This is a genomic window from Pedobacter sp. NO84 (assembly GCF_059703915.1).
Genome location: NZ_AP046575.1, coordinates 1429354 through 1443122, shown reverse-complemented (window position 1 = coordinate 1443122; position 13769 = coordinate 1429354). Strand labels below are relative to the sequence as shown.

Annotated in this window: 15 protein-coding genes; 10 read left to right on the top strand and 5 right to left on the bottom strand. The window is 38.2% G+C overall.

Annotation, left to right across the window (positions count from 1 at the left end; genetic code table 11):
• The first annotated feature begins 41 nt into the window (after nucleotides 1-41).
• The 4 genes from rpe to AC6H0V_RS06310 all read left to right on the top strand — a co-directional run bounded on the left by rpe (nucleotide 42) and on the right by AC6H0V_RS06310 (nucleotide 5348).
• A complete protein-coding gene (gene rpe / locus AC6H0V_RS06325; protein ID WP_497562873.1) occupies nucleotides 42-713 on the top strand; it encodes a ribulose-phosphate 3-epimerase in 672 nt (223 codons plus the stop codon).
• Between the two features lie 8 nt (nucleotides 714-721).
• Nucleotides 722-3172 (top strand): TonB-dependent receptor, encoded by a 2451-nt coding sequence (locus AC6H0V_RS06320; protein WP_497562872.1) that lies wholly within the window; start codon nucleotides 722-724, stop codon nucleotides 3170-3172.
• Between the two features lie 100 nt (nucleotides 3173-3272).
• Complete coding sequence (serC, locus tag AC6H0V_RS06315; protein ID WP_497562871.1) at nucleotides 3273-4382, top strand: 3-phosphoserine/phosphohydroxythreonine transaminase; 1110 nt, start codon at nucleotides 3273-3275, stop codon at nucleotides 4380-4382.
• Between the two features lie 12 nt (nucleotides 4383-4394).
• On the top strand, nucleotides 4395-5348 hold the full coding sequence (locus AC6H0V_RS06310) for an NAD(P)-dependent oxidoreductase (protein WP_497562870.1): 954 nt from the start codon (nucleotides 4395-4397) through the stop codon (nucleotides 5346-5348).
• 358 nt (nucleotides 5349-5706) lie between these two features.
• On the opposite strand, the gene AC6H0V_RS06305 is transcribed toward AC6H0V_RS06310, so the two are convergent.
• Both AC6H0V_RS06305 and AC6H0V_RS06300 read right to left on the bottom strand, forming a co-directional pair.
• Nucleotides 5707-6237 carry a hypothetical protein gene (locus AC6H0V_RS06305; RefSeq protein WP_497562869.1) on the bottom strand — a complete coding sequence of 177 codons (531 nt, stop codon included), beginning with the start codon at nucleotides 6235-6237 and terminating at the stop codon, nucleotides 5707-5709.
• Nucleotides 6238-6263: 26 nt separating this feature from the next.
• Nucleotides 6264-6551 (bottom strand): putative quinol monooxygenase, encoded by a 288-nt coding sequence (locus tag AC6H0V_RS06300; protein WP_497562868.1) that lies wholly within the window; start codon nucleotides 6549-6551, stop codon nucleotides 6264-6266.
• Here AC6H0V_RS06300 and AC6H0V_RS06295 point away from each other — a divergent pair.
• Nucleotides 6550-6738, top strand: coding sequence for a hypothetical protein (locus tag AC6H0V_RS06295; protein WP_497562867.1), 189 nt, complete (start codon nucleotides 6550-6552; stop codon nucleotides 6736-6738). The two genes, AC6H0V_RS06300 and AC6H0V_RS06295, sit on opposite strands and share 2 nt — an antisense overlap.
• A 306-nt stretch (nucleotides 6739-7044) precedes the next feature.
• Here the strand turns inward: AC6H0V_RS06295 and AC6H0V_RS06290 are convergent, their stop codons facing one another.
• The gene (locus AC6H0V_RS06290) at nucleotides 7045-7824 is read right to left on the bottom strand and encodes an SAM hydrolase/SAM-dependent halogenase family protein (RefSeq protein WP_497562866.1); all 780 of its coding nucleotides are present in this window, start codon (nucleotides 7822-7824) and stop codon (nucleotides 7045-7047) included.
• Between the two features lie 102 nt (nucleotides 7825-7926).
• On the opposite strand from AC6H0V_RS06290, the gene AC6H0V_RS06285 reads away from it, so the two are divergent.
• The 5 genes from AC6H0V_RS06285 to AC6H0V_RS06265 all read left to right on the top strand — a co-directional run bounded on the left by AC6H0V_RS06285 (nucleotide 7927) and on the right by AC6H0V_RS06265 (nucleotide 11918).
• Nucleotides 7927-8886 (top strand): PhoH family protein, encoded by a 960-nt coding sequence (locus tag AC6H0V_RS06285; protein ID WP_497562865.1) that lies wholly within the window; start codon nucleotides 7927-7929, stop codon nucleotides 8884-8886.
• 131 nt (nucleotides 8887-9017) lie between these two features.
• Nucleotides 9018-9287, top strand: coding sequence for a hypothetical protein (locus AC6H0V_RS06280; protein ID WP_497562864.1), 270 nt, complete (start codon nucleotides 9018-9020; stop codon nucleotides 9285-9287).
• Between the two features lie 334 nt (nucleotides 9288-9621).
• Nucleotides 9622-10566 carry a phosphoribosylaminoimidazolesuccinocarboxamide synthase gene (locus AC6H0V_RS06275; protein WP_497562863.1) on the top strand — a complete coding sequence of 315 codons (945 nt, stop codon included), beginning with the start codon at nucleotides 9622-9624 and terminating at the stop codon, nucleotides 10564-10566.
• A 48-nt stretch (nucleotides 10567-10614) separates the two neighbouring features.
• Nucleotides 10615-11001 (top strand): STAS domain-containing protein, encoded by a 387-nt coding sequence (locus tag AC6H0V_RS06270; protein WP_497562862.1) that lies wholly within the window; start codon nucleotides 10615-10617, stop codon nucleotides 10999-11001.
• Nucleotides 11002-11006: 5 nt separating this feature from the next.
• Complete coding sequence (locus AC6H0V_RS06265; RefSeq protein ID WP_497562861.1) at nucleotides 11007-11918, top strand: ribonuclease Z; 912 nt, start codon at nucleotides 11007-11009, stop codon at nucleotides 11916-11918.
• Nucleotides 11919-11997: 79 nt separating this feature from the next.
• Here AC6H0V_RS06265 and AC6H0V_RS06260 read toward each other — a convergent pair whose 3' ends face one another.
• Both AC6H0V_RS06260 and AC6H0V_RS06255 read right to left on the bottom strand, forming a co-directional pair.
• Nucleotides 11998-12951, bottom strand: a complete 954-nt coding sequence (locus AC6H0V_RS06260; RefSeq protein ID WP_497562860.1) for an MlaD family protein — start codon at nucleotides 12949-12951, stop codon at nucleotides 11998-12000.
• Between the two features lie 16 nt (nucleotides 12952-12967).
• Complete coding sequence (locus AC6H0V_RS06255; protein ID WP_497562859.1) at nucleotides 12968-13744, bottom strand: N-acetylmuramoyl-L-alanine amidase family protein; 777 nt, start codon at nucleotides 13742-13744, stop codon at nucleotides 12968-12970.
• Nucleotides 13745-13769: the final 25 nt, after the last annotated feature.

Sequence of the window (13769 nt, the reverse complement as noted above, 5' to 3'; positions counted from 1 at the left end):
GTATCTTAGTCATCGGATGACTAGAGTCATCCGATGACGATATGAAACACATCCTTTCCCCATCCATCCTAACAGCTGATTTTGCCAACCTGCAACGTGATATTGAAATGATCAATAATAGCGAGGCCGACTGGTTCCATGTTGATGTAATGGATGGTGTTTTTGTACCTAATATCTCCTTCGGTTTTCCTGTAATCAGCGCAGCTAAAAAATATGCAAAAAAGCCATTTGATGTGCACTTGATGATTGTTAATCCTGACAAGTACATCCAAGAGTTCGCAAACGTAGGCGCTAATGTAATTACGGTGCATTATGAAGCGTGTACGCATCTCCACCGGGTGGTGCAACAGATTAAGGCAACTGGTTGCAAAGCAGGAGTAGCCCTCAATCCACATACACCCGTAATTTTATTGAAAGATATTTTAACAGAATTGGATCTAGTGCTCATTATGTCGGTAAATCCGGGTTTCGGCGGACAACAATTTATACCTCAAACTTTCAAAAAAATAGAGGAATTACGAAGCATGGCGAATGCGGTAAATCCAGACCTTATTATTGAGGTTGACGGAGGAGTGAATATTTTTAATATAGAATCATTGATCAGGGCTGGTGCAAATGCCCTGGTTGTTGGAAATGCAATCTTCGCTGCAGAGAATCCTGTTCAGATGATCTCAGATTTAAAGAATATCGATGTAAATTTACAAGCAATTTAAGTACTTTGATGCTCAAATCAGCGCTGATCATATTTGCTCTTTGCTCTCTGCTCTTTGCCCCATGCCTTCTTAGGGCACAACCTTTGGTAAGAGTAACTGGTGTGGTGCTCGATTCGAAATGGAGTCCACTGCAACAGGTTACGGTTTCTGTTCTAGGGCAACAAGAATCAACGTTAACAGATCAGGATGGAAGTTATACCATCTATTCCAAAACAACATCTTTTACACTAAAATACAATCTGTTAGGCTATAAACCAGTTTTATTAAGGATCAACGAAAAGGGCGCCGGCAGAATTACACGAGACGTAAATTTAACGGTAAACATAAACGAGCTCGAACAGGTAACCGTTACTAACAAACAAAATCAATTAAGTAATACCAGCACCATTAATATTGCCGATCTCTCGTCTTTACCCTCCGTATCCGGGAACTTTGAGGCCATTTTAAAAACACTCCCCGGAGTTTCTACCAACAATGAACTGAGCTCGCAATATAGTGTAAGGGGAGGTAATTTCGACGAAAACTTGGTGTATGTAAATGATGTGGAAATAAGTAGGCCAATATTGATCAGAAATGGGCAACAGGAGGGACTGAGTTTTATAAACGGTGATCTGGTATCGAGAGCAAAATTCTCTGCTGGAGGCTTTGAAGCACGTTATGGAGATAAATTATCATCGCTGCTGGATGTAAAATACGATAAGCCAGATAGCAATCAATATGTACTTACCACCGGTTTTTTGGGTACCTCTTTTAGTGCGAAACAATCAGGTACGAATAATTATTTTTTGTTAGGCCTTCGCTATAAAAACAACAGTAGTATCCTTAATAAACAAGACAACAAAGGGAGCTATAATCCTAATTTTGGCGACCTTCAGTTGGTTTATCAGTACAAACTTACCAATGCATTTAGTTTAAGCGCCATGGGAAGTTATAACCTTGGACAGTTTAAATTGGTGCCCGAAGACAGAGAAACCCAATTTGGAACACTTGATACCCAATTGAGGTTAAATGTGGCCTATAATGGGCAAGAAATAGATAGCTACCGAACAGCAGGTGCGGCGATAACCGCTACATTTAGTCCTAAGCCCAATCTGGTAATTAAATGGATAAACAGCTATTTTGATACACGGGAAAGGGAACGTTTTGACATTGAAGGAAGGTATGTGTTTGATGAATTGGAAACCGGTTTCAGTTCTTCGGGCTTTACAGCTGTAAGGATAAATCGAGGGATTGGTACCTACCTTAATTATGGACGTAACAATCTAAACTCTAAAACAATAAGTTCAGAAATCAAAGCGGATCAAAATCTGGATAACCATGTGTTTTCTTGGGGGTTAAGGGCCGAACAAAACAAATACAAAGACCAATTAAACGAATATCATTTAACCGATTCAGCTGGATATATTCTTCCATACGATGCTAAAAAATTCTATCTCGAGCAATCTATTAAGATTGCAAATAATGTAGATATAAATAACTTTACAGCCTTTATTCAGGACAGCTATAGTTTATCAAAAAATACAGATTTGCAGTTAGGGGTTCGGGCTAGCCTAAATTCCTTATCCGATCAGTTGTTGATCAGTCCCCGTTTATTATTGGCCTATAGACCTCCTAGCAACAACAAAATCCTTCGTTTCTCGGCAGGTGTTTATCAGCAGCCACCTTCTTATCGCAGCATACGGGCCTTTGATGGGAGCTTAAATTTAAATCAAAAAGCACAACGATCTTACAATACTTCGGCCGGTTTTGATTATGCCTTTGACGGCTTGGGAACACGATTAAAATTTAGCGGCGAAGCCTATTTTAAATATGCCGACCAATTAATTCCTTACATAGTAGATAACATTCGGATTAAATACCTGGCTTCGGAAGTGGCAAGAGGCAGAACCTATGGTGCAGATTTTAGTATTGGTGGCGAGTTTGTTAAAGACCTCGTATCTTATTTCAGGCTTTCTCTAATGAAAGCAGACCAGGATATTATCGGCGATTCGTATTTCGGAAAAGATCTAAACGGACAAGCCGCACTCATCCATCCTGGCTACCTGAAACGTCCAACAGATCAACGTATTAATTTTTCAGTCTTCTTTCAGGATAGGTTGCTTAAAAGTCCGACTTATAAGGTGCACTTAACGATGTTGTATGGCTCAAGATTACCTGTGGGCGCTCCACAGAGTGATCATTATTCTGATGATTTTAGAATTCCTGCCTACAAAAGGGTAGATATCGGTTTCTCCAAAGATTTCTTGGATGATTATGCGCTAAGAAAACCCAAAGTACTGGAGCGATATTTTAGTTCGTTCATCGCGTATTTTGAAGTGTTTAATTTGCTCAACATCAACAACACCGTATCTTATTTGTGGCTTAAGGACGTAGACAACGTTCAATATGCCGTACCTAACTATTTAACAGGCCGACAATTCAATTTTAAATTGATTTTAAAGTTCAAAAACCAAAAATAATTGCGACTGATTTACTAGATTTACGCGTATAAACCGAGCTTGCGAGTTCATTAATGCCATTAAGACAAAGATTAAAATATTAATAAATTTTAGATAAGAAATGAGACACAATTTTGGAGCAGGCCCCTGTATTTTACCACAAGAAGTATTTAAACAAGCCTCTAGGGCGATTTTAGATTTTAAAGATGGCTTATCAATTTTAGAAATGTCGCACCGTAGCCCCGAGTTTGAAGAGGTAATGGCAGAGGCAACTAAACTGGTGAAAGAGCTGTTGAATGTGCCGTCGGGTTACTCCATTTTGTTTTTACAGGGAGGTGCAAGCATGCAGTTTGCCATGGTTCCAATGAATTTATTGCCCGAAGGAAAATCTGCTGCTTACCTAGAAACAGGTGTATGGGCAAATAAGGCGATTAAAGAAGTTAAATTTTTTGGCAAGGCCGATATTGTGGCATCTTCAAAAGAGGCTAATTTTACCTATATTCCTAAAGATTATACCATTCCAACTGATAGTGCTTACTTCCATTGCACATCCAATAATACGATTTACGGTACAGAGATCTTCAATTTTCCTGAAACTAATGTGCCTGTAGTTTGCGATATGTCATCTGATATCATGAGCAGGGTAATCGATGTTTCGAAATTTGATCTGATCTACGCTGGGGCACAAAAAAATATTGGTCCTGCAGGGGTTACCGTTGTCATTGTTAAAGATGAAATTTTAGGTAAAACAGGCAGAGCTATACCCTCTATGTTAGATTATAAAATGCATATTGAAGGGGGCTCGATGTATAACACTCCACCAGTATTCGCCATCTACGTGGCTATGCTTAATCTTAATTGGTTAAAATCTAAAGGGGGTGTTGCAGAGATAGAGAAGGAAAATAAATCCAAAGCACAGGCCTTATATACCGAAATAGATAGAAATACCTTATTTAAAGGGACTTGTGCAGTTGAAGATAGATCGAGGATGAATGTTTGTTTTGTAATGGAAAATCCTGAATTGGAAAAGCCATTCGCAAAATTTGCGGATGATAATGGCTTTGAAGGTTTAAAAGGACATAGGAGTGTGGGCGGCTTTAGGGCCTCGATTTACAATGCACTGCCAATTACAAGCGTGCATGCATTGATAGATCTAATGCAAGAATTTGAAGAGAAACATTCAAAAACAAATAACTCATCGGATGACTATAGTCATCCGATGAGTACGTAAAATAAATTTGATATGATTAAGATCCTAGCCAATGATGGCATAGACCCAATTGGGAAAAAACTACTAGAAGATGCAGGTTTTGTAGTTGATACTGAAACCATCCCTCAAGATCAACTGGCCCAAGCCTTATTAAATTATGATGCCATAACCGTAAGAAGTGCCACAAAAGTTAGGGCGGCACTGATAGATGCTTGTCCGAATATTAGCTTAATTGGTAGAGGAGGGGTTGGTATGGACAATATTGATGTGGATTATGCAAGAAGTAAAGGGGTAAATGTGGTTAATACACCTGCTGCCTCCTCTTTATCTGTAGCCGAATTGGTATTTTCGCATTTGTTTACTGGAATTCGGTTTTTACATGATTCTAATCGTAAAATGCCGATAGAGGGAGCAACAAAGTTTAATGATCTTAAAAAAGCATATGCCAAAGGAGTAGAACTGAGAGGTAAAACCATTGGTATCATTGGTTTTGGGCGTATTGGTAGAGAAACTGCCACCGTAGCTTTGGGGCTAGGTATGAATGTGTTGGCATATGATCTTTTCCCTTTTATTGGCAATATTTCTTTAAAATTACAAGGTGGAATAGAGGTTAACATTCCTATAGAAACAGTGAGCCTAGCCGAAGTCATTGCACAGAGTGATTTCATTTCGCTACATACGCCGTTTGCCGATAAACCAATCTTGGGGATTGAAGAATTTGAAGCCATGAAACCTGGTGTTGGAATTGTAAACTGCTCTAGAGGAGGTACCATAGATGAATTAGCATTAATTGAGGCCTTAAACTCAGGAAAAGTAGCGTTTGCTGGATTAGATGTTTTCCACAATGAGCCTACACCACTTGCCGCCTTATTAACCCATCCTAAAATATCCTTAACACCGCATATTGGTGCTGCAACCAATGAGGCTCAAGAGAGAATTGGGGCTGAATTAGCAAATTTGATTATTGATCACTTTGACAACCTTTAGAAGGTTGTCAAAGTTGGTTAAGAAATAGAGCTAATCACTAATAATTAAGTTAGCCACAGATTAACAGGATTAATACTCTTGAAATCTGTCTCAAAGGGATGACCATTTATTTAATAAATAAAGAGTTAGCCACAGATTAAAAAGGATAAAATCCTCTTAAAATCTGTGGCTTTTTAATTTGTATGTATTTTCTACCCACAACTTGCGCATTTTAGGCCATTCTGATCGTCCTACCCAAAAAAAGAAAGTTAGTTATGTCAACACACCTTTTTGGAACAGATTAAAAAAATAAATCTTCTTAAAATCTGTGGCTGTTAAATTTATAGTTGTTAAATGGGATTGTGTAACTCCCTTCCCACTAAGCCCCTGTTCTTTCATAAACCTTGATCTTTTTCCATTGCATATAAAAAAAATAGCCTAATACAGCACAGCCGATTATGAATATAAACATAAATGAATGGGCAGTTGCACTGGCACTTTCTGCTCGATCTAGCTTTTCGCTCAGCTGTTGATTTTGGGTTTGCAGGTCCTTAATCGTCTTCCTATAGTTTAGAATACTTTCCGTGCTATTGTTGATGGTTGTTTTAACCTGTTCTACCTGTAAATCTTTATAATCGAGCAATATTTTTAGTTCCTTAAAGATATTATTATCATTTATGGCGATTTGTCTTAAAATGTCATTTGAATTTCGAATATCCTTTTTGGTTTGAAAGCCGAAAATCCCTGTTTTTTCATTTAAGCTCTGATCATATTGCCCAAATTTTGCGCTTCTTTCTGCCAACAATCCATTTATTTTTAAACGCTGGATTTCATATGCGGTAGTGTCTTGCGCTAAAATAGGAGACGAAATCACCAAAAAAAGAAGTAAAGATTTAAAGAAATGTTTCATTTTTTTAAGTTTAAATAATTAGATGATTAGCTAATCTCTTCCAAGCTCCAAGCTTCGGCCTTGCTTAAAAAGTGGGGCTTAACTTTAGCCCAGGTTTGCGCAAAAAGCTCAGATTTCCGATAGTTCTCCAAATGTTGTGCCGACTGCCAATAACTAACCGTAAAAAATACCTGGCCATCCATTTTGTCTTGTAATAATTTGACGCCTTCACAACCCTCAAAATCAGCAATAAATGATCGTGTAGCTTCGAAGAGCGATTTAAAATCATTAATATAAGTAGGTGAGAAGTGCATTTTTACAATACGAGTAAGCATGGGTGAAGATAAGGAAAAATTTAAGATGGAAGATCGAATGGAAGATGGAAGATGGAAAATGGAAGATGGAAGATGGAAGATGGAAGTGAAAAGTATAGCGCGTTTAATTCAATCGGTGAAATCATCTTCATCCCCGCCTACCGGCAGGCAGGGGTGCAATCATCCGCGAAGCGAAAAGTTGAAGTAGCTGAAAGGTTTGGAGTGGAAGAAATAACTAAAAATCGGTGTAATCCATTTCCTGATAGCTATCGGGACTGTTTAATCATCCGCGAAGCGAAAGTTTGAAGAATAACTAAAATCCGTGTAATCCTTCCATCTGTGTAATCATCCGCTAAGCGAAAGTTTCAAGAAACTAAAATCGGTGTAATCCTTTCATCAGTGTAATCATCCGCGAAGCGAAAGTTTGAAGAATAACTAAAATCTGTGTAATCCTTCCATCTGTGTAATCATCCGCGAAGCGAAAAGTTAGAATCTCTATCGGTGCAATCATCTCCTAAGGATGAAACTCAACCCTTACAATATCACTTAAATGTAGCCCCAACAATCCGCTTGCTTTCCCTTTATTTATAGCAATTTCTAGGTGATTGCTGATTCCAAACAAGCACAATTTTTCGCCTTCTGGAACTTCGTTATAATGCCAACTTAACTGGGTGATAGTCTCACTTTTTCTAAAGTATAAAGTGAAGTCGCGGTTGCGCTGGATCTTCGTAAAGAGATCTTTGGTAATATTGGTAATTACATTGCAAAAAGTATCGATGTAAATTACGCTTCCCCTGATGATATCTCGCTCTATAACAGGGTGCAAAAGCATTCGTTGCTCAATATCTCCTGTAGGTATTCCAATATCTTTTAATTTGCCTCCTTTAGCTAAATGTATGGCAGCTTTTACAAAAATATCAACCAGGGGAAAGTGTAGATATTTGAGGTCCTGCATGATGTTTAGTTCTACGAGTTCATCGGGCTTTTCGTCTAAAAGCAGGGAGAAAATGCCATTATCTGCACCCACAAAATAGTGTTCTTTATAGCGCAGTGCGATGTATTTGGTATTTTCGTTAAATACAGAATCTATCCCGATAAGGTGTACTGTATTTTTAGGAAAGTAAGGGTAGGCATTTTTAAGTACGAAAGCGGCATAAGAAATATTAAAGGAAGGAACTTCGTGGGTAATATCAACAATGTTAGCTGTAGGTAAGATACTCAGGATACTGCCTTTTAAAGCAGCCTGATAAAAATCCTTGGAACCTAAATCTGTTGTTAATGTAATAATGGCCATTAAAAATTCAATATTTATTCTTATTCTTGCGTAGAGGCAAATCGCCTACAAATATTCAATTTTTAAATCAAAATATACACTTCTAAATAAAAATACAATATTTTGAACGAACTAAAGCTAACACTAGAAACAACAGACCAGGTACAATTTTGGGGCGCCAACAATGAGCATTACGAGTTAATCAAAAGTGCTTTTCCAAAATTAAAAATCGTAGCAAGAGGAAATGATGTAAAGGCACTTGGAGATGAGGCCGAATTGAAATCATTTGAGCAAAAGTTCGAACAATTAGTTGCCCACCTAGAAAAATACCGCACGCTTTCGCATAACGATGTAGAATCAATCCTCGGTGCCAAAAGGACCACAGCCAAAGCCGATGAGGCAACTGCTGTTGCGGCTAACACCGGAGAAGTAATTGTTTTTGGCAACCATGGCCTACTCATTAAGGCTCGTACTGCTAACCAACGTAAAATGGTGGAAAGCATAGGGAAGAATGATGTATTGTTTGCTATCGGCCCTGCCGGAACCGGAAAAACCTATACAGCCGTTGCGTTAGCCGTTAGGGCATTAAAAAACAAAGAAATCAAAAGGATCATACTAACACGGCCGGCAGTAGAGGCCGGAGAAAGTTTGGGTTTCTTACCGGGCGACCTGAAAGAGAAAGTAGATCCTTATCTGCGCCCGCTGTATGATGCGCTGGATGACATGATCCCGCCGGAAAAGTTGAAATTATATTTAGAAAATAGAACAATTGAAGTTGCACCATTGGCATTTATGCGTGGGAGAACGTTGGATAATTGTTTTGTAATCTTAGATGAAGCTCAAAATTCAACAGATCTTCAACTAAAAATGTTCCTAACCAGGATGGGTCCAACGGCCAAATTTATCGTTACCGGAGATATTACCCAGATCGACTTACCTAAAAAAGCACAATCAGGCTTGCATAATGCCCTTAGAATCCTTACGGAAATTAAAGGAATTGATGTGATTTACCTAAATGGCGACGATGTGGTAAGGCATAAATTGGTGAAAGCGATTTTGAAGGCCTATGGGGATATACAGTAGTAGGTAGTCGACAGTCCATAGTCGATAGTCCATGGATTGGATGCATAGCCACTCATCTATGAACCATGAACCATCAACTATGAACTATGAACCATGAACTATGAACTATGACCAACCATGAACCATCAACTATGACTAAAATTAACCTAAACAATAAGCTTACTTTATTTATTGAGGCATTGGATAAAAGGATTAGGCTTATTGTGTCAGAAGCTGATGTGGAATTAGCGTGCAGAAAAGAAACAATTAAGAAATTAAATCAATTTTTAACGACGGATGATTCCCATCTTTTTAAAGGTCGCTTGCAATTGACCAAGAAAGGTGAGTTGGTTAAGGTGATACTAAAAAATGAGACAATTGGTGCTTTTTCTTCGAACCAATTAATGGAAGCGCTTATCTAATACCCTTTGTTTTTATATTGTCACCCTGAGTTTGGCGAGGGTACGACTGAATTTATACTGCTTGTCGAAGGGCGTAACTTGTCTTCGACTACGCTCAGACTGACATCTTTTAGATAATCTATTTTAGTACTCCAAATATTGTCGCAAAAGGGGTACAGGCTTACAAACTTTTTATATCTCCCCACTAGGTATCTAAACCATTGCCCATGGTCTATCAGCCATCAACCAAAAAGTAAATAGCTATTTAAGGTAAAACCCATCGACATCCCGGCTATCAACCATGAATTAGCTAAACGTTTTCTTATTTTCTTTTAAAATAGTACTTTTACCACACATGAAAGCAATCAAAGAAACCCACTTTAATTTCCCCAACCAGACCAATTTCTACAAAGGAAAAGTACGTGACGTGTATACGATCAACGATAGGTTGATGGCAATGGTAGTTACCGACCGCATTTCGGCATTTGATGTGGTTTTACCCGAAGCTATTCCGTATAAAGGACAGGTTTTAAACCAGATTGCTGCCAAGTTTTTGGCTGCTACGCAGGATATTTTGCCAAATTGGGTAGTGGACATACCTGATGAAATGGTTACGATAGGAAGGATTTGTGAACCGTTTAAAGTTGAAATGGTAATTAGGGGCTATTTGGCCGGTCATGCTTGGCGTGAGTACAGTGCCGGTAAACGCAGTGTTTGTGGTGTAGAGTTACCCGACGGATTGAGCGAGAACGATAAATTACCCAAACCAATTATTACGCCTACCACAAAAGCCGCTGTTGGGCATGATGAAGATATTTCTAAACAAGATCTTTTAGCCAAAGGGATTGTTTCAATGGTCGACTATGAAAATCTGGAAAATTACACCCACGCCTTATATCAACGCGGTACCGAAATGGCTGCCGAACGTGGACTGATCCTGGTAGATACAAAATACGAATTTGGTAAGGTAGGAGATACCATTTACTTGATAGACGAGATCCATACGCCAGATTCTTCCCGTTATTTTTATGCTGATGGATACGATGAAAGACAAAAAAACAAAGAAGCACAAAAGCAATTATCTAAAGAATTTGTCAGAAAATGGTTGATCGAAAATAATTTTCAAGGTAAGGAAGGGCAGGTGGTTCCGGTGATGACGCCAGAGATTGTGAATTCTATTTCAGAGCGTTACATCGAATTGTATGAGCAGATTACTGGCGAAAACTTTATTAAAAATCCCTCAGCAAATATTTTGAATAGAATTGAGGAAAATGTAAAAAACGCAATAGCTAACCTATAATCACGATAATTATCGTTACTTTCGTTTTGAATTAAAAATACAAGGGTCATGAAATTCTCTACTGATAAACACGAAAAATATGTTGTTTTAAAATTGGACGAACCGAGGTTCACCAACGACAATACACCAGCTTTAAAATCTGAGTTTATCTTATTAAACACAGAAGGCTACCGCAATATTGTGCTCGACTTATCAGGTGTTGCGGAATGTACAGATTCGCAAGATTTAAGTTGCCTATTAGTAGGAGACAGGCTATGTAAAAGCGCAGGGGGCATTTTTGTAGTTTCGGGCGTTACCAATAGCATTGCAAGTATCGTAAAAATGTCTAACCTGCATCAGGCAATAACTTTTGTAAATAAATTAGATGAGGCTACCGATCTGATTTTTATGGAGGAAATAGAGAAAGAATTACGTGGCAGCGTAGATAAAGGCTAAAGTTAATGACCTTTGAAGTAACCATTTTGGGTAGCAGCTCTGCTACTCCGGTATACAGCAGAAATCCTACAGCCCAGTTATTAAATTGTAACGAAAAATTTTATCTGATCGATTGTGCTGAAGGCACTCAGCAACAACTCATCAAATTCGGACTAAAAGCTTCTAAAATAGATTATATCTTTATTAGTCACCTTCATGGTGATCATTATTTCGGATTAATTGGGCTGCTTTCTAGCATGCATCTCAATGGACGGATAAAACCTTTATATATTTATGCGCCACAGGCGATCAAGGAAATCCTATCACTCCAATTTAAACATTCAGACACCAAATTAAAGTACGAACTCGTATATTTTTCGATCGACCCTACTCAATCAGCGGTGATTTTCCAAAATAATGATGTTACGGTAGAAACCATTATCCTTAACCACCGCATTCCCTGTACTGGATTTAAATTTACCGAGAAAAAACGTTTGCGCAAACTGCTTATAGAAAGATTGGAACGCGATGAGATTGCGCTCGAACTTTATCCCTTATTAAAAAGAGGAGTTGATCTGACCTTGCCTAATGGTAATATCATCAAGAATATAGACTATACCACAGATTCTGCAGAGCCAAAATCTTATGCTTATTGTTCGGATACCTTAGTTGACGAACAGTATTTTGAAAGTATAAGAAACTGCGATACCCTATATCATGAGGCTACTTTTATGCATGATATGATCGAGAGAGCAAAAGAGACTCATCACACTACCGCTTTACAGGCCGCAGAAGTAGCTAAAATGGTTGGCGCTAAGAAATTACTAATCGGACACTTCTCGTCTAGATATAAGACCTTAAATGGCCTGCTGGAAGAAGCACAAACTGTTTTCGAAAAAACCGAACTAGCGATAGAGGGGAATACCTATCAGATATAAACATGTAATAGGGAATACGGAAAATGGAAGATGTAGAGCTAATGACACCCATCTTCCATCTACCATTTCACATTTTCCATTATTTGTCCGTCTTATTACCTCCTCCAAAAACAGAGAAGTGAACGTAACGCTTAGGATTTGCTTTCAGATCAATCATTAAATTATCAAGGTTCTTGGATGCATTGGTCAGGTTATCGTACATTTTAGTATCGTTTAACAACAAACCTAAACTTCCTTTACCCCCTTTTAGATCAGATACCATTCCTTGAAGATCAGCGATAGCTTTATTCGCATTATCCACTGTTTGCTTGAAATTTAAAGCTGCAGCTCTATCTGTTACGGTGTTCAAGTTGGCTAGAATGGCATCAATCTTAGCGCCATTATTTTTAAAGTTAACCGTTATCGCCTCAACATTAGATAAAATGCCCGAAAGTTTAGAACTTTCTGAACCCACTAAGGCATCAACTTTTTTGGATGTTGCTTCTAACGATCCAAGGGTAGAGGCTATGCTGGTAAAGCTTCGATCCACATTTTTCTGAAAATTTGGATTAAGGATCGAATTAACGCTGGTTAATATCGAATCCATTTTGGTAATAATCAGCTCTGCTTTCTTTTGCACGGGCTGTACCGATTCCATTAAGCTTTTTTCTACGTTCGCATTTAAGGTATAACCGTCTTGCGCATATTCCTTGCTATTTCCTAAAACCATAACAATTGCCTTACCTCCAAGTAGATCAGTACTTTCTAATCGGGCAAGAGTATTGATAGGAATTTGGTATTCATCCTTAATTTTCAAGGTTGCAATGATGCTTCCGTCGGGTTTAAGTTCAAGTTTATCAACCCTTCCTATCTGAAAGCCATTAATTAAAACAGGTTTTGAAACCCCTAAGCCATCAACTTGCGTGTATCTGGCATATAATACTGTTTCGCTAGAAAATATAGAATTCCCTTTCAAAAAATTATAGCCAATAATTAATAAGGCAAGAGCAAATGCAGCTAATACGCCTACTTTGGTTTCGTTTTTTATCTTCACGTAGTTTGATGTTTATTTAATTCTCAACTTCTTTTTTATACTGTTTGATCGCATTTACAATTGCACTTACAATTTCTTCCTGACCACTTTCAGAGTTGATATAATCCTCTTCAGTGGGATTTGATATAAACCCGATTTCGGTAAGCACAGAAGGTACGGCAGCTCTTTGTAAAATTAGCAATCCTTGCTCTTTAACACCCCTGTTAACCCTTTTGTTTACTTCCGTATAGTTTTTTTGGATCTTCTTAGCCAGCAGCAGACTTTTAGCTCGGTAAAGAGATTTGTACAAAGATAACAAATTTAACTCTTCAGGGTCTGTAGGATCGTAAGTACCTGCTTTTTTATAGTTTTTATCTTTAATAATCTCCTCATTCTCCCTGATCCCTGCATCCATTTCGTTAATTCTACGGTAAGCACCTACAAAAGTTTCTGTTCCTCTTGTAGTTCTATCGCTACCACCCATTGAATTACAGTGGATGGAAATAAAAAGATCAGCTTTTGCCTCATTAGCAATTTCAGCCCTGCGGTACCAGTCTACGTCTACGTCTGATTTACGGGTTTGGATAATTTTGATCTCAGGCAATTCTTCATTCAACGCCTTCCCTAATTTTAACGCCACCTTTAACGCTACATTTTTTTCTAGTGAATATTTCCCGGCAGCGCCCGGTTTTACGCCACCATGGCCTGCATCAATCACAATGGTTTTAATCTTATATCCCTGGCCAAAGGCAGCATTGACGCTAAAATAACAGGAAATAATAGTGAGAGCAATTAGAGCGTTCTTAAATTTCATCTAAAGTATTTTGCACAAATTTACA